General features: G+C 74.1%; 15 protein-coding genes. 4 read left to right on the forward strand and 11 right to left on the reverse strand.

The genetic code is table 11. From position 1 onward, the window contains the following. Window positions 1–116: 116 nt before the first annotated feature. The 4 genes from Sri02f_RS27565 to Sri02f_RS27580 form a co-directional block, all read right to left on the reverse strand. A complete protein-coding gene (locus Sri02f_RS27565; RefSeq protein WP_159106788.1) occupies window positions 117–554 on the reverse strand; it encodes a DUF3592 domain-containing protein in 438 nt (145 codons plus the stop codon). 192 nt (window positions 555–746) lie between these two features. Then, window positions 747–2,321, reverse strand: a complete 1,575-nt coding sequence (locus Sri02f_RS27570; RefSeq protein WP_109004016.1) for a carboxylesterase/lipase family protein — start codon at window positions 2,319–2,321, stop codon at window positions 747–749. A gap of 15 nt (window positions 2,322–2,336) precedes the next feature. Then, the gene (locus Sri02f_RS27575) at window positions 2,337–2,942 is read right to left on the reverse strand and encodes a GOLPH3/VPS74 family protein (RefSeq protein WP_109004017.1); all 606 of its coding nucleotides are present in this window, start codon (window positions 2,940–2,942) and stop codon (window positions 2,337–2,339) included. 292 nt (window positions 2,943–3,234) lie between these two features. Next, on the reverse strand, window positions 3,235–4,155 hold the full coding sequence (locus tag Sri02f_RS27580) for a LysR family transcriptional regulator (RefSeq protein WP_109004018.1): 921 nt from the start codon (window positions 4,153–4,155) through the stop codon (window positions 3,235–3,237). A 102-nt stretch (window positions 4,156–4,257) separates the two neighbouring features. Between Sri02f_RS27580 and Sri02f_RS27585 the strand changes: the two genes are divergently transcribed. Both Sri02f_RS27585 and Sri02f_RS27590 read left to right on the forward strand, forming a co-directional pair. Beyond that, window positions 4,258–4,623, forward strand: coding sequence for a YybH family protein (locus Sri02f_RS27585; protein WP_109004019.1), 366 nt, complete (start codon window positions 4,258–4,260; stop codon window positions 4,621–4,623). A 53-nt stretch (window positions 4,624–4,676) separates the two neighbouring features. After that, the gene (locus Sri02f_RS27590; RefSeq protein WP_109004020.1) at window positions 4,677–5,582 is read left to right on the forward strand and encodes an NAD-dependent protein deacetylase; all 906 of its coding nucleotides are present in this window, start codon (window positions 4,677–4,679) and stop codon (window positions 5,580–5,582) included. A 322-nt stretch (window positions 5,583–5,904) separates the two neighbouring features. On the opposite strand, the gene Sri02f_RS27600 is transcribed toward Sri02f_RS27590, so the two are convergent. Together Sri02f_RS27600 and Sri02f_RS27605 are read right to left on the reverse strand one after the other, a co-directional pair. Beyond that, window positions 5,905–6,570: a response regulator gene (locus tag Sri02f_RS27600; RefSeq protein WP_109004021.1), complete on the reverse strand. Its 666-nt coding sequence runs from the start codon at window positions 6,568–6,570 to the stop codon at window positions 5,905–5,907. Beyond that, window positions 6,567–7,742, reverse strand: a complete 1,176-nt coding sequence (locus tag Sri02f_RS27605) for a sensor histidine kinase (protein WP_245970831.1) — start codon at window positions 7,740–7,742, stop codon at window positions 6,567–6,569. Before Sri02f_RS27605 ends, Sri02f_RS27600 begins: the two co-directional genes overlap by 4 nt. 213 nt (window positions 7,743–7,955) lie before the next feature. Here Sri02f_RS27605 and Sri02f_RS27610 point away from each other — a divergent pair, with 213 nt between their 5' ends. Further along, window positions 7,956–8,876, forward strand: a complete 921-nt coding sequence (locus tag Sri02f_RS27610; RefSeq protein ID WP_174855713.1) for an ATP-binding cassette domain-containing protein — start codon at window positions 7,956–7,958, stop codon at window positions 8,874–8,876. After that, window positions 8,873–9,670: an ABC transporter permease gene (locus Sri02f_RS27615; RefSeq protein ID WP_109004023.1), complete on the forward strand. Its 798-nt coding sequence runs from the start codon at window positions 8,873–8,875 to the stop codon at window positions 9,668–9,670. Before Sri02f_RS27610 ends, Sri02f_RS27615 begins: the two co-directional genes overlap by 4 nt. Window positions 9,671–9,764: 94 nt before the next feature. On the opposite strand, the gene Sri02f_RS27620 is transcribed toward Sri02f_RS27615, so the two are convergent. The 5 genes from Sri02f_RS27620 to Sri02f_RS27640 form a co-directional block, all read right to left on the reverse strand. Then, window positions 9,765–11,834, reverse strand: a complete 2,070-nt coding sequence (locus Sri02f_RS27620) for a WD40 repeat domain-containing protein (RefSeq protein ID WP_245970832.1) — start codon at window positions 11,832–11,834, stop codon at window positions 9,765–9,767. Window positions 11,835–11,881: 47 nt separating this feature from the next. After that, window positions 11,882–12,388, reverse strand: coding sequence for a hypothetical protein (locus Sri02f_RS27625; RefSeq protein WP_109004024.1), 507 nt, complete (start codon window positions 12,386–12,388; stop codon window positions 11,882–11,884). Between the two features lie 56 nt (window positions 12,389–12,444). Further along, window positions 12,445–13,479, reverse strand: a complete 1,035-nt coding sequence (locus Sri02f_RS27630; protein ID WP_109004087.1) for a maleylacetate reductase — start codon at window positions 13,477–13,479, stop codon at window positions 12,445–12,447. Window positions 13,480–13,514: 35 nt separating this feature from the next. Next, window positions 13,515–14,402: a dioxygenase family protein gene (locus Sri02f_RS27635; protein ID WP_109004025.1), complete on the reverse strand. Its 888-nt coding sequence runs from the start codon at window positions 14,400–14,402 to the stop codon at window positions 13,515–13,517. Window positions 14,403–14,557: 155 nt separating this feature from the next. Beyond that, on the reverse strand, window positions 14,558–15,736 hold the full coding sequence (locus Sri02f_RS27640; protein ID WP_109004026.1) for a serine hydrolase domain-containing protein: 1,179 nt from the start codon (window positions 15,734–15,736) through the stop codon (window positions 14,558–14,560). Between the last annotated feature and the right edge of the window lie 31 nt (window positions 15,737–15,767).

The following is a 15,767-nucleotide window of genomic DNA, read 5'->3' on the forward strand; positions in this document are numbered from 1 at the left end:
CGCTTCCCGCCGGCGCGGAGCCGGCACGTCGACTGCTCGAGGTCTCCCGTACAACAGCATAGGGCGATCATGGACCAACCGCACAAAAGGGAAGATCTATGGTCCGGCCGCGACGGTCAGAGGGTGAGCAGCCAGACGAGCAGCCGGATGAGCAGCGCCAGCGACGTGGCCCCCGCGAGCAGCGATCCCGCGACGACGAAGACGCGGTCGGCCGTCGTCACGTCCCAGCCCTGGATCTCGAACCGGCGGGGGTTCGCCGAGTCGTACCGGACCACCACCGAGGCGCCCACACCGAAGCGGCCGTCGATGGATACGCGTCCGAACCTGGACGGGTACTCGCACGCGGCGCCCTCCTGGGTCGTCCAGGCCGCGACCGGGTGGTGGAACCTGGCTCCGTCGTCGCTCCGGCTGACGTGGTGACGGACGATCCGCCCTCTGGCGCTCACGCCGGTGCGACGCAGCGCCTCGGCGCGGCGGAGCCCGTACACGCCGATGGCGAGGAAGATCGAGCCGAGCGTGAGCGGGATGAGGGAGAAGATCCATGCGCGTTCCATGTGGGGTGCGACGCGCGAACAGGGACGACGGTTGCGTGAGGCGGTGCGCACAGCCGCTCCCCGCTGCGGGCACCGCGGCCGAAGCCCGCCCGCTCCCTGGCCCTTTCCCCTTCGCCCTTCGCCCTTTCCGCTCGCCCTCGCCCTTGCCCTTCCCTTCCCGGGGGCGGTCGTGCGCGTCCGCCGGCGTTCCGGTCACCCGAGGGCGGTCCAGAACGCGCAGTGGTGGCGACGCCGCGCCGTGCGGGTGGGCACGATGTGGTCCGGCGCCAGGGACAGAACCGTCCGGCGGGGCCAGTGCGGCGTCGAGGGGCCGTCGGGGTCGCCGGTGCGGGCGAAGCGCGTCCAGTAGTCGATCATGGCGTCGGCCAGCCGGTGCTGTGCCGCGGTCAGGTCGCGCGGGCGGCCGCCGAGATCGAACAGGTAGGGCAGCTCGCTCGCGTGCGGTGCGCCGAGCGGGAACGGCGGCGTTCCCGGGGTGAGCGGCGGGGCGTGCTCGTCGGCGAACTCGTAGCGCCAGACGGGCGTCCGGGCGGCGAGCAGTCCGGCGGCGTCCGCCGTCGGGCAGGCGAAGTCGGCGTCGCCGATGACCGCGCCGAACACCGGGCCCCCGTCGGTGCGGTGCACGGGGTACTCGCGGACGATCGCCTCGGCCTCTCCCGGCGAGGGGAAGAAGGCGGCCACGACGTCCGGCCAGGTGCCGGGTTCCACCGGATGACCCGCCCGCACGATCCCGGCGGCCCAGCCGTTGCCCTCGTCGTGGTTGCTGCCGATGAGCACGGGGACACGGTGGAAGCGTCCGGCGGTGATCGCCGCCGCGGGGTCGCGGGGCAGCAACGGGGTCGCGTACGCGGGCTGTTGGTCCGCCTCCTGGGCGGCGAGCAGACGCGTGACGTCCACGCTGCGCAGGCAGGCCATGACGTCGTGGGCGGAGCCGCAGCCGACCTTCGCCGCGAGGTCCGCGCCCGCGGCGCGCGCCGTGGACAGCGGGACGGAGGACGGAGCGAAGGGCCGGTCGGGGCGGCCTGTGCACGGTCCGCTCTCGATGATCGCCCGGTCGAAGAGTCCCGCGGCGGCGGGTGAGGCGAGCTGGGCGCAGACGCTGTAGCCGCCGGCCGACTCGCCGGCCAGGGTCACGTTGCGCGCGTCGCCGCCGAAGGCGCCGATCTCGGCGCGGACCCAGCGCAGCGCCGCCTGCTGGTCGGCCAGACCGAAGGTGCCGGAGCCGGGCAGGCCGCCGTGCGCGAGGAATCCGAGCGCCCCGAGCCGGTAGTCGACGGTGACGACCACGACGTCGCCGCGGGCGGCCATGCGGTGGGCGTCGTACGAACCGGCCGCTCCGGTGGTGAAGCCGCCGCCGTGCAGCCACACGACGACCGGCCTGGGGCGCGCCGGTCGTGCGCCGTCGGGCGTCGTGACGTCGAGGCGGAGGCAGTCCTCGTCGGTGCTGCCGCCGGGCACCTCGCCGGCCGGCTGCGGGCAGGCGCTCGCGGGGCGGGTGGCGTCCCGCACTCCGGACCAGGGGGCCGCGGGGCGGGGCGCCGTCCAGCGCAGCCGGCCCACCGGGGGCGCCGCGTAGGGGATGCCCTCGAAGGTGCGGTAGCCGTCGTGTGCGGCGCCCCGCACCGGGCCGTGGTGGGTGCGTACGGTCGTGGCCGGGGGCGGGGCGGATCCGGCCGAAGCCGTCGGGGGCGGCGCGGGGGCCACGGCCGTCGCGAGTACGGCGGTCAAGGCGCAGCCCAGGGCGGTCAGGACGTGGTGCATGCTCATGGTCTCCCCATCAGGTCAGCTGCCGCCCATGCCGCCCTGCGCGGCGATCATGGTCGTCGGCAGCGCGCGTACGGCTTTCTCCAGCCCGGGCGAGAGGACGGCGAGGCCCCGCGTGCAGGCGTCGATGCGGGCCCGGAAGGTCTTCCGGTCCTGCCGTGACACGACCTGGCGGACGCCGCCTGCCGCGGCCAGCGCCAGCAGCGCGGCGTCGGCGGCGGGGAGCTCCCGCACGGGGCCGCTCCCGTGCAGCGCCGCCTGCACGCGGGCGTGCAGTGCGGCGGGCACGGCGGGGTCCGTCACGGTCAGGCGTCGGGCGCCGAAGCGGGTGCGGGGCGCCCGCGCGGCGAGGAGTCCGGCCTCGGCGAGCCGGTCCTCCACCTGCGTCAGCGTCCGCTTGCGGTGGCGGCGCACGAGGTGCTTCCAGCCGTGTCCGGCGGCGGCGTCGCGCAGCGCTGCGTCCAGGACGGGGTCGCCGGTCGGCTGCGCGCCGGACACGGTGACCGTGCCGCCGTCCTCCCCCAGCCGGCCGCGCAGCGCGAGGTCGGTCAGGGCGGCGGCGCGCACCAGCAGCTCCGTCCGGCGACGGTCGTACGGGCCCTCGGCCTCGCCGACCACCGCCACAGCGCCCGGGCCACCCGCGGCGACAGCTCGCCCCGCGCCTCCCCGGCGACCCCGTCGTCCGGCTGCCTGCTGCTGCGCTCCACGCCCCGACCCTACCCAGCGACGCCCGCCTGGCCGCCCACCGTCGCATCCGCACGGGCCCGTCCGACGGGAGCGGCCACGGCAGGCGGAGCCGGTCGGCCGGAGGTTGTCCACCGGGCCGGGGGCGGAGAGTCGGACGGCGCGCACCGTGGCCGGCGAGGACGCCATGGGTCTGCCTTCTTCCCGAGCCAGGAGCGTCGGACGTCGGTGGTCAGCACCCGGCCGCCTCGCCCGCGTTCCCGACTCCCCCGGGGGCGGGAATGCCGAACGCCCGTCGCGTGTGGGCCAGCAGCTCGCGCACCGCGGGGTTGCGCGTGCCGTCCCAGATCAGCGCGAGCAGGGCCGGTGCCCCGATGTCGTCGACGAGATGAGCGGTGAGCCGGTCGCTGTGGGCGGCGGCCATCGAGGTGCTGAGGACGGCGATGCCGAGCCCGCGGGCGGCGAGAGCGGCGATGGCGTCGGCGGCACTGGCTTCCAGCGCGATCGTGGGCCGCAGGCTCGCTGCGGCGCAGGCACGGTCGAACACCGTGCGCAGGCCGGTGCCGGGCGGCATGCACACGAGGGGGTGCGCAGCCAGGTCCCGCAGAGTGACCCGCCGCCGCTTCGCCAAGGGGTGTCCGGCCGGAACCGCCGCGACGAGCCGCTCGCTGACGACAGTCAGCGCGTCCAGCCCGTCCGGGACGGCCGCGGTGCCGGTGAGCGCGACGTCGACGGCGCCGGCGCGCACCTGCTCGACGAGCCGGTCGGAGTTGTCCTCCAACAGGGAGATCTCCACAGCGGGATGCGCCTGGTGGAACGCGGCGAGCGCGTCGAAGAGCGGGGTGAGGGTGCAGCCGATGACCATGCCGACGGTGAGCCGGCCCCGGAGCAGGCAGGTCACCTCGTCCACTGCCTGACCGACCGCCCCGGCCGCGGCGAGTGCGGCGCGCGCGTGCTCGAGCGCGGCCTTCCCCGCGACGGTGAGGGTGACGGTGCGCGCCGACCGGTCGAACAGCTCGGCGCCCAGTTCCCGTTCGAGCTGACGGATCTGTGCGCTGACGCCGGACTGGCTGATGTGCACCCGCTCGGCCGCCCGGGTGAAGTTCCGCTCTTCGGCGACCGCGACGAAGTACTCCAGCTGCCTGAGTTCCATGACCGCTGATTCTAGCTCCGATGAATTCCATCTGTTGGACTTCTGATCGTCGGGCGATCACGCTGAAAGGCGTCGGAAACCCGCTCACCCGAGGAGGAACCCGTGCCGGAGTACGAGAAGGCCATGCGTCCCGAGGACATCACCCGTCTGTTCGTCGAGCGGTCCAACGCCGGTGACGCCGCCGGGGTGGCCGCCCTCTATGAGGAGGAGGCCGTGATGGCCTTTCCGCCCGGGGAGCTGACGGTGGGGCGGGAGGCGATCCGCGCGCTGTGGGAGAAGGTGCTGGCCGACCGTCCGCGCTTCCAGCCGGAACCACCGCTGCCGACGCTGGTCAGCGACGGCATCGCCCTGACCTCGACCCCGCCGAAGGACGGAGCCGGCGCCCGGGCACAGGTCGTCCGACGCCAGCCGGACGGAAGCTGGCTGCGGCTGCTCGACCAGCCGGAGTTCGTCCGCCCCGCCCCCTGACCCCTCGGCTCCCCCGGCAGCCGCGGGGGCGGCCTGTTCCGTACTCTGGCGGCATGCGCATGCGCCCCACCCTGAGCTGGACCCCCACCGGGGACCCGTTGCCGGGCACCACGGATCTGCGGCAGGTCGCCGATGCGCTGAGCAGCGGCGGCGTGCTGGTGCTCAGCGGGGCCGGCATCTCCACGGAATCGGGCATCCCCGACTACCGGGGAGCGGGCGGCAGCCTGAGCCGGCACACCCCGATGACCTACCAGGACTTCACGGCCGGCGCGCAGGCACGCCGCCGGTACTGGGCGCGAAGCCACCTCGGCTGGCGCACCTTCGGCCGGGCCCGCCCGAACGCCGGGCACCGGGCCGTGGCCGCGTTCGGCCGGCACGGCCTGGTGTCGGGCGTCGTCACCCAGAACGTCGACGGTCTGCACCAGGCCGCCGGCAGCCAGGACGTCGTGGAACTGCACGGAAGCCTGGCGCGGGTCGTCTGTCTGTCCTGCGGCGAGGCCGGCTCACGGCGTGACCTCGCCCTGCGGCTGGAGCAGGCGAACGCCGGCTTCGATCCGGTGGCGGCGGGAATGAACCCGGACGGCGACGCCGACCTCACCGACGAACAGGTCGCGGACTTCGTCGTGGCGCCCTGCACGGTCTGCGGGGGCATCCTGAAACCGGACGTGGTGTTCTTCGGTGAGGCCGTTCCGCCCGCGCGCGTCGAGACCTGTCGCGAACTGGTCGATCAGGCGACCTCCCTGCTGGTCCTCGGCTCCTCGCTGACGGTGATGTCGGGACTCCGGTTCGTGCGTCAGGCCGCCCGGTCCGGAAAGCCCGTCCTGATCGTCAACCGGGATCCCACCCGCGGCGACCGGCACGCCCTCACCCGGGTCACGCTCCCGCTGGGAGCGGCCCTCGCCGGCGTGGCCGACCACCTGGGCATCCCCCTCGACGGACAGCCACAGCCGCCCTCGTGATGTCGGTGCGTCCCGGCCGGGGAAAATCGTGAGACCTCGTGCGGGGCCCGGCACGATGTGCGCCATGCGACGATCCGAAAGGCCCGTGCCGCGTAGCCGGCCCGGACGCATCGCGGCCGGAACCTCCCGCCACCGCACACCGGTCGCCAAGCCGGTCATCGACGGCCTGTCCTCGCGCGCGCTGTCCGAAATCCAGCGCGACCTCTCCGCGCACGAGGACGACCAGTGCCGGCCCCGGCCCCAGCCCCAGCCCCAGCCCCAGCCCCAGCCCCAGCCCCAGCCCCAGCAAGGCGAGTATCGGGCGCCGTGCGGTCCGTCCCTCTCAGCGGGGCACGGTGACGAGTCCCGACTCGTAGGCGGCGATGACGAGTTGGACCCGATCCCGGGCTCCGAGCTTGGTGAGCAGCCGGGACACGTGCGACTTGGCGGTGGCGACCGTGATGAAGAGGTCCTGGGCGATCTCGGTGTTCGACCGGCCGCGGCCGACCAGCGTCAGCACTTCCCGTTCCCGTTCGGTGATGCCCTCGACCGGCCGTGGAACGCGTTCCGCGGCGACCGCGGGACGCGCGACGAAGTCGGCGATCAGACGGCGCGTCACCCCCGGCGCGATCAGCGCGTCGCCGGCGGCGACCACGCGGATCGCCGCGAGGATGTCGTCCAGCGCCATGTCCTTGACGGCGAAGCCGCTGGCGCCGGCCCGCAGCGCACCGTAGACGTGGTCGTCCTCGTCGAACGTGGTCAGGACGAGGACGCGGGTGGTGGCCGGGCCGCCGGCCGTGATCAGGCGGGTGGCCTCGATGCCGTCCATGCCGGGCATCCGGATGTCCATCACCACGATGTCGGGACTGGTGTCCCGCACCAGTCGCACGGCCTCGGCGCCCGTGGCCGCCTCGCCGACGACCTCCAGATCACCGTGATCGGCCATGATCACCCGCAGGCCGGAGCGGACCAGCGGTTGATCGTCGGCGAGAACCACCCGGATGCTCATCGGGCCTCCCCGCGCACTCCGGCGGGCACGGGCAGCGGCAGTCGCGCCGCCACCCGGAAACCGCCCCCGGGTCGCGGGCCGGTGCTGAGCTCGCCGCCCAGCAGACCGACCCGCTCCCGCATCCCGATGATGCCGAAGCCGTGCGGCACGCCGTGCGCGCTCGCGCCCCGCCCGTCGTCGACGACCTCCACGGACAGCGCCTCGTCCCCGTAGTCGACGACCACCCGGCAATGCCCGGCACCCGCGTGGCGGACGACGTTGGTCAGCGCTTCCTGCACGATGCGGTAGGCGGACAGCTCGATGTCGGCCGGCACGGGACGCCGCTCGCCGCTGCGGCACACGTCGACGCGCACCCCCGCGCCCACGATGGCCGCCGTCAGCTGTTCGACGTCCGCCAGTCCCGGCGAGGGCACGAGGGACGACTGCTCCGCAGAGCTGGTGGCGCTGCCCGCCCGACGGAGCGAGACCAGTGTGCGCCGCAGGCCCGAGAGGGTCTCCCTGCTGGTCGTCTCGATGGCGCGCAGAGCCTCGCGCGCCTCCGCGGGCTGGGTCTCGATGACCCGGCTGCCCACACCGGCCTGGATGGCGATGACGCCGATGCTGTGCGCGACCATGTCGTGCAACTCCCTTGCGATCCTCAGGCGTTCGGCGGTCACGGCCTCGGCGACCTGCTGTGTGCGCAGCGCGGTCGCGTGCTCTCGGCGCTCGCGGCTCAGCAGCCCGGCCATGCAGGACGCGGCCATCGCGAGGACCGCGACCAGCCCGTTGACGGCCACGTCGTCCCCGTGTGCGAAACCGCCGATCAGCAGGAGTTGCACGGCGCCGGACACGGCCACGGCGGTGATCCAGGCCCGCCGCGCGCAGGTGGCGACGAGGAAACCCACGACGAGGTCCACCGCCAGACACGACAGGAACTGCCCCTGGTACGAGGCCGTCCCGCTCTGCTCCCCGGAGCCGGGAGGGCCCACCACCACGGCCGCGGCCCCGAAGAGCGCCAGCCCCAGAGCCAGGTGCGGCCTGCGCCGCACCACGCCGGCGAGCAGACTCACGGCCAGCAGCGCCCCGACGCCGTGGACGGCGCCGGACGCGCGCGGAGCGGCCCCCACCAGCAGGGCGACCATGAGGACATAGCAGACGCCTCCCGCCCAGGCCGAGGCCCCGGTTCTCGTCATCGGCGGCCTTCCCTCCCGGCGACGGCACGCAGGTGAGCAACGCGCGCAGGGGATGAGGTGGTGGTCGTCTCGGGGTTCACGCCGCGAGACTAACCGGCCGCCGCCGGCCCGGCATCAGCCCGGGGACGTACGCCCACGGACCGGTCCCCGGCCGCGTGGTCGCCGCCCACGGCCTCATGCCAGGACGAGGGTCCTCCCGGCAGTGTGGACGTCGTGATCGAAGTCAGCGAACTCACCAAGCGGTACGGCCGCACGACGGCCGTCGACCATCTGTCCTTCACCGTGCGGCCGGGCCGGGTCACCGGATTCCTCGGGCCCAACGGAGCGGGCAAGTCGACCACGTTGCGGATGATCCTGGGGCTGGACGGGCCCACCGCGGGCGCCGCCACGGTCAGCGGCGTGCCCTTCCGGGGTCACCGCCGCGGGCTGCGCCACGCCGGCGCCCTTCTCGACGCGGGCCAGGTCCACGGTGGACGCAGCGCCGAGGCCCATCTGTCCGCCCTGGCCCGCGGCAACGGCATCCCGCGGCGCCGGGTGGGCGAGGTGCTGCGGGAGGTCGGACTGTCCGCGGCGGCCGGCCGGCGCGTCGGCGGGTTCTCCCTCGGCATGAAGCAGCGGCTGGGCATCGCCGCCGCACTGCTCGGCGACCCGCCCGTGCTCATGTTCGACGAGCCGGTCAACGGCATGGACCCCGAGGGCGTGCTCTGGGCACGCCGGCTCTTCCGGCGCCTGGCCGCCGAGGGGCGCACGGTCTTCCTCTCCAGTCACCTGATGTCGGAGTTGGAGAACACCGCCGACGACCTGGTCGTCATCGGCCGGGGCCGCCTCGTCGCCGCCGAGCCGCTCGCGGACTTCGCGGCCCGGGGCGCCCGTCGCAGCGTCGTGGTCGGCACACCCCGGGCCGCGGAGCTGGCGGCCCTGCTGACGGCGGCAGGCGCCTCGGTCGAGACGGGCGGCCCGGCGGGCGCGGAGAAGCTCGTCGTGACCGGGCTCCCGGCGGACCGGATAGGAGCGATCGCCTTCGAGAACCGTGTCCGGCTCGAAGAACTCACGCCCCGTGCGGCCTCTTTGGAGGATGCCTTCATGCAACTCACCGCGGACAGCGTCGAATACACGACAGGACAGCCTCGATGACCTCCGTCACCGCTCCGCCCGCCCGCTTCCGCGACCTGCTCGCCTCCGAGTGGATCAAGACGCGCTCCCTGCGCTCCACCCCCTGGACGATCGCGCTCACCGCCCTGTTCGTGACGGGGTCCGCCGCCGTCTCCACGCTGGCGGACGACGCCGCGGGCTCCGGCCCCGCCGACTTCCGGCCCTTCGACGCCTACCCGGCGGCCGGCTACTGGACGCTGATGCTCGTCGCCGCAAGCATGGGCGCGCTCACCGTCGTGAGCGAGTACGGCAGCGGTCTCATCCGCACGACCACCGTGGCCGTTCCGGCGCGTGGCTCGGTCGTGCTGGCCAAGGCGGCCGTCACCGCCGCGCTGTGGACCGCGGTCGGCGCGGCCGTCTCCGTCGCTTCCTTCCTCGTCTCCCAGGCCGTCCTGGACGGGCGCGGCGCCGGCGTCGCGATCACCTGCCCCGGGGTGTTGCGGGCGTTGACCGCGTCCGCGCTGCTGGCTCCGGTCTGCGCCCTGGTCGGTCTGGGCCTGGGGGTTCTGCTGCGGCACGCCGCCGCGACCATGGTCACCAGCGTCTTCGTCCTGCTGATGCTGCCCACCATGTTCTCGGAGAGCGAGCGCTGGGCGGCGGACGTCAAGCACACGCTGGTGTCGGCCGCATGGACTCGCCTGGTGCGGCCGTGGGATCCGGGGCCCGAATCTCTGGGCTACACCGCCACGGTCCCCGGCTCCTGGACCGTGTTCGCGCTCTGGCCGCTGATCGCGGTGGCGGTCGCCGTGCTCGTCGTGAGGCGCCGTGACGTGTGAGATCGGGACGTGTGAGAGCGGAACGTGTCACAGCGTGTCCGCGGGACGCGACGGGGCGGGGGCGGGTGAGCGCTCTTTCCGGGGGCCGGAGCGCTCACCGCTCGGTCAGCGGGAGACCGAGGACCCCGCGCTCATGGCCGACGATCAGCCACGGTCCCACGGCGGCCAGGCAGGTGAGCGCCACGTCGAGGGCGATGTGCCGCAGCGCGCCGCTCTCCGGTTCCCATACCCGCAGGCTGCGGCTATGGCTGCTGCCGACGACCAGGACGGTGCGCCCGTCGTGCAGCGTGGTGGCGGTCATGGCCCGAAGGCCGGCGGTGCCTGTCGACGGGGCGAGGCCGTGGCCGACCGGGAGACCGGTCGCGAGGTCCCACAGCATGACGCCGCCGCGGTCGTCCCCGGTGGCCAGCAGGTGCCGGCCGGGTCCGGGCACCGCCGCCACGGCCGCGACCCGGTGGCCGGCGTCGTCGAGGGCCCGTCGGCTCAGCTGCACGGCGACGCCGCTGTCCCACGGGTCGTCGACGGCCGGATCCCAGACCTCGACGCCGCCCTGTCCGTCCGAGGCGGCGATCAGCGTGTGCCCGGCCGCGACCGGGACGGCGGCGATCGAACGGATCGGACGGCCATAGGGGTTGAGGCGTCCGACCGGCTCACCGGTGCCGGGGTCCCGCGTTCTGACCGCGCCCCGCTGCGTGGCGGTGACCAACAGGGTCCGGCCGTCGGACAGGGCCGCGGCGCACATCCCGGTCACCGCGTCGGGCCGGTGGCCGGCCGGTTCGCGAACAGGCAGGCCGAACTCCGGCCGAGCGGTCAGCAGTTGTCCGTCGGCCGCATCCCACAGGGCGATCGTGCCGCAGTCGCCGCCGCTCGCCAGATGGACGGCGCCCCCGGGCAGGGGCAGGGCCGTCAGCGAGGAGACGCGGTCGGGATGTCCGGCCGACGGGGCGTGGACGATCCGGCCGTCGACCGGGTTCCACAGGAACACCGTGCCCTTGTCCCCGCCGCCGGCCACCAGCGCCGGCCGACCGGGGCGGGACACGATCGCCAACGAGTCGACGCTCCCGGTCGCAACGGACCCGGAGCCCGGGAACGCCCATATGCGGCCCCATGACGTTCCGTCGGCCGCGAGCAGGGCGTCTCCGTCCTGCCGGAGCCGGGCCGCCGCTTCGCCCGGCCGTCCGGCGGCGGCCGGCTTCGGCTCGGCACCCGGTCCCTCCGCGTCGGTCCACGCCGGTGTGTCACGGCTCCGGGGCTCTGCGCCCGCCGGGTTCTCCGCCAGGCCGTCGGCGATCGTCCACGTCTGCTCGCAGTTCCAGCAGCGGAAGTTCCCGGTGAGCGACATCAGTCGGCGGGCCCGCTTCCTCCCGGCCGGCCGCGGCGCGCCCGTGACCGCGACCATGCAGGCGACCAGGCACAGGACGGCCCATCCCGGTGTCTCGTGGGGTACTCCCGCGGCCGCGACGTCGCGTGCCACCCGGAGGAAGGGCTCCCACCCCTCCCCCGACGTCTCCTCCAGCGGCTCCCGCTCCAGCGCTGCGGCGACCGCCCCCCAAGGGTGCTCTCCCCGGCCGGCTCGAGCGGGATCGGGCAGTTCCGGAGCGGCGAAGGGCGGACGCGCCAGGTCCACGAAGAACTCCGGGATCTCGGTGTCCGCGTCGCACCAGCGGCACATCAGCCGCAGCTCGGGTTCCTCCGGCGCGAGAGACCACAGCGCCGCGGCGGTGTGGTGACCGGCGAAGGCGACGCAGCTCAGCGCGAGGCCGGTGGCGACTTCCTCGGGAACGCCCGCGAGAAGACTGCGGACGGCCGCCCGCTCGGCGAGCCGGAGTGCGGCGCCGAACCCCGCCTCGAGATCCGCCGGGACGGGATGCCTGTCCTCCGCGGTCACGATGAATCCCAGGTCGACCCAGAATTCCACGGACCGCTCCGGGGGCAGCTCCGCCGCCGCCTCGATGAGATGGGGCAGGGCCGCATAAGCTCCGACGTAGACCGTTCCGTCGTCCAGCAGGCATTCGGCCAGGTTCGTCCAGCTCCGCCGCCATGCGTCGCCGCTCCCCGGGGAAGCCGCGGCGGCCATCTCCCGCAGCAGGGCCGCCACCTCGTCGACCGTCACACCGTCGAGGTCGCGCCAACGGGCGCTGTGCAGGGGCAGCTTCGCAGTCATGGAGCGATTCTCGCAGTCGGCGCCGACAGTCGGGGGACGGGCTCCGGTCAGGGGACCGTGCGCAGGCCGAGCGTCGTGTGCAGGATCAGCCGGGGCAGCCGCTCGTCCGTGCGGTGCGGCTGGTCGAGAACGGCCTGCAGCCGGAGCACCAGGTCCTCGTCGGGTTCGTCCAGCAGGATGCCGCTGATCATCCACTCCAGCATCACGCCGTTCTCCTCGTCGATCGCGTACGCGGCTCTCGGGCCGAGGCTGCGCCGGTGATCCGCCCCCATCACCGCCGAGCCGATCCACCAGCCGCCGTCGACGGGCTCGAACGTCATCTCGTAGAAGATCTGCCCGGTCGACCACCTGCGCACGAAGGCGATCCGCCCGTCGACCAGGACGTCCCACTTGTCGCTCATGTCCCGCGCCAGACGGCCCTGTTGGATGCGCGTCCACTGTGCCGGCGTCCAGGTGCGGGTCGGCAGCAGCGTCATGGGCACCGGGTCGGCGATGTGGACGACGCGGGGGACGCGGTCCCGGGGCGGCGCTTCCTCGGACTCGTACGCTGACATGCGGGCCAGCGTACGAGCGGGCGCCACCGCCCGGCCAGGGCCGGCCCCGCGCGCTCTCAGCGGGCCGGAGGCCGTCCGGACCAGGCGGCGTGCAGGAGCCTGCCGAGGCCGTCCGCCGTCACCGGGCGGGGGTTGGCGTAGGGGTTCGCCAGCGTGATCGCGACGATCCGGTCGATGTCGTCCTGCGCCATGCCCAACTCCCTCAGGGAGCGCGGCGCGCCGAGTCGGCCCACGAGGTCCCACAGATGCGCGGCCGGGTCGCCGGAGGCGCCCAGGGCACGGCCGAGCGCCGCCACCGCCTTGGGCGCCGCGCCCTGGTTGTAGGCGAGGGCGTGCGGAAGGACCACGGCGTGAGTGGGGGCGTGCGGCAGGTCGAGGGCGCCCCCGAGGGCGTGGCAGAGCTTGTGGTGCAGCGACATGGTGGTGGCCCCGAGGCAGGCGCCGCACAGCCAGGCCCCGTACTGCGCCCGGGACCGGGCGTCGAGGCCGGCGCCGTCGGCGACGACGTCCGGGAGCGCGCCGGCCAGGGCCCGTACGCCTTCCTCGGCCATCAGGTCGATGATCGGGGAGGCGTCCGGCGCGTACAGGGCCTCGACCGCGTGCGCGATCGCGTTCATGCCGCTGGTCGCGGAGACGCCCGCGGGCAGGCTCACGGTGAGCGCGGGGTCGTAGAGCACCGACACGGGCAGGACGCGCGGATCCCTGCCCGTGCGCTTGACGCCGTTCTCCGTCAGACCCCACACCGGCGTCATCTCGGACCCGGCGTACGTCGTCGGCACCGCGATGACCGGCAGGCCGTGCCGCAGGGCGACGATCTTCCCGAGGCCGATGGCCGAGCCGCCGCCGACGGCGAGGCAGCCGTCCGCGTTCACCTCCTGCGCGCGTCTGCGGGCCGCGGCCGCGGCCGCGGCGGGCACATGGACACGGGCGTGGGGGTGGATGTCCGCCACTCGGGCGCCGGCCAGGCCGGCGACGGTCTCGGCCAGCTCCCGCTGTCCGGGCGAGCACAGCACCATGACCCTCTTGAGGCCGGCGCGGTCGATCTCGTCGGCGAGCCGGTCGAGGGCGCGGACTCCCATCACCACGCGCATCGGCAGCGCCTGGTAGCTGAAGGCGAACGGGGCGTTCACCGTGCGTCCTCGGTCGGCTCGGGCTCGGGCTCGACGACGATGTCGAACTCGGCCATGCGGAAAGGGGCGGTGACCTGGTAGGCGCGGGCCTTGTCCGCGTCGTCGACCTGCGCGAAGTCCACGACGAGGCTCTCCTTGACGGCGAAGACGGCGTCCGAGTCCTGGTAGGGGCTGTCGGCGACGAACATGTGCGTCGTGAGCGGCCGGTGGCCGTCGGCCTCGACGATGAAGTGGATGTGGGCGGGGCGGTACGGGTGCCGCCCGGTCGCGAGGAGCAGCCGTCCCACCGGGCCGTCGGTCGGAATGGGGTAGTGGCTGGGCACGACGGTGCGGAACCACAGGCGGCCCTCGTGGTCGGTCCGGAAGAGGCCGCGTCCGTTGCCCCGTGGCTGGACGTCGGGCTGCTGCACGTCGTAGAAGCCGTCCTCGGTGCACTGCCACACGTCGACGCTCGCCGCGGCCAGCGGGCTGCCGTCCGCGGACCTGACGCGGAGCGACACGACACACGGCGTTCCGGCGCCCATGAGATCCACGCTGTCGCCGCTCGCGCGCCGCGGGGACTCCACGACGTGGAACGGGCCCAGGACCGTGCTCTCGGTGCCGCCGCCCCGCTCGTTCACCGTCTCGACCAGCGTGGAGACGCCCAGCACGTCGGAGAGCAGGATGAACTCCTGACGGGTGGGGTCGCATGTCTGCCCGACGGCGGTGAGGTAGTCCACGGCGTGTTCCCACTCCTGCGTCGTGGGACGCACCTCGCGGACGTAGTCGTGCAGGTGGCGCACAAGCCCTTGGAGCAGCTCACGCAACCGCGGGTCCGGGGTGTCGCGGAAGCTGTCGACGACCGCGGCGGTGATGGCCTCCGCGGCTTCGTCGGTGCCGGGCATGACGTACCTCCAGTGGGGACGGGCGTTCTCCGGCCGGGGCCGGTGGGCGGCCCGACGGCCGCCCGCGTCCGACCGGCTGAGGAGACACTACGAATGTACGGCCGGACACGGCACGGCGGAGCGCGAGGGGCAGACGGATCACCCTGCGGGGCACCTCACCGGGGGCTGTGGCCCTCGGCGCACAACGCGTGGTCGACCAGGCCGCCGGCCGCCTTCTCCTGCCCCAGGATGTGTTCCAGGGTGTCGCCGCGCGCCTCGGACATGGAGACGACGACGCTTCGACGGCCGTCTTCGGTGACGCCGTTGAGGGTGATGTAGCCGCCGTCACCGCCCTCATGGCTCCAGTAGGTTCCTCCACAGCTCAGGGGGCGTTCGACGAGGCCGAGCCCGTATCGGCCGCCGGGCCAGAGCTGTTGGACCTCCGCGTTCACGGGAACGGTCCGCTTCATCTCGGCCAGTTGTCGCGCCGGCAGCAGACGGCCTGCGAGCAGCGCGCGCAGGAAGCGGTTCTCGTCCCGGGTGGTCGTGGCGAACGCGGTCTCGTGGTCCACCGTTATCTGGTCGGTGACGTCCACCGCGGAGTCGGGGCCGAAGAGTTGGTAGCCCTGGGCGTGCGGCCGGGGCAGGGTGGGCGAGACGCCGGTCCAGCGGGTCTGCCAAAGGCCGAGCGGGCGCAGGACGCGCTCTTCGATCTCCTGGTGGACGGGGCGGCCGGTCGCCTTGCGCACGATCGAGCCGAGCAGGACGTAGCCGGTGTTGGAGTACTGCCAGCCCTTGCCGGGCGGGAAGTCCGGCGCGTGGGCCATCGCGCGGGCGATCAGCTCCTCGGGCCCGTGGACGTCATGACGCTGCCGGTAGTACTCCTCGGGCGTGGTGTATCCGGGCAGGTCGTCGTGGATGCCGCTGGTGTGCCGGAGCAGTTGGCGGACGGTGATCCGGCGGCCGTCGTTGCCGTTGCCCCGCACCACGCCCGGCAGCCAGTGGTCGACCGTGTCGTCCAGGGACAGCCGGCCCTGCGCTTCGAGTTGGAGCACCACGGTGGCGACCAGCGTCTTGGCCGTGCTGGCCATGCGGAAGTAGCCGTCCGGAGGGACCGGTCGGCCGGTGTGCAGGTCCGCTGTGCCGCTGGTGGCGACCGACTGCCGGCCGTCGGGCGCGACCGCGCGTGCCTGCACGCCGCTGACGCCGAGGGCGTGGATCGCCTCGGTGTCCTGGCGTAATTGCTCCCCGGGCGCGGGAAGGGCGGGCCGGGCGACGGCGCCGGTCACCCCGGCGGCGAGCAGGGTGGCGACGCACAGCGCCAGGACGAGGGGCTTCCGCAGAGTCGCGTTCATGGCTGAACGCTAGGTTCGCCGTCACCCGGCC

The sequence above is a fragment of the Streptomyces rishiriensis genome (genome assembly GCF_003112535.1).
Lineage (GTDB): Bacteria > Actinomycetota > Actinomycetes > Streptomycetales > Streptomycetaceae > Streptomyces > Streptomyces rishiriensis.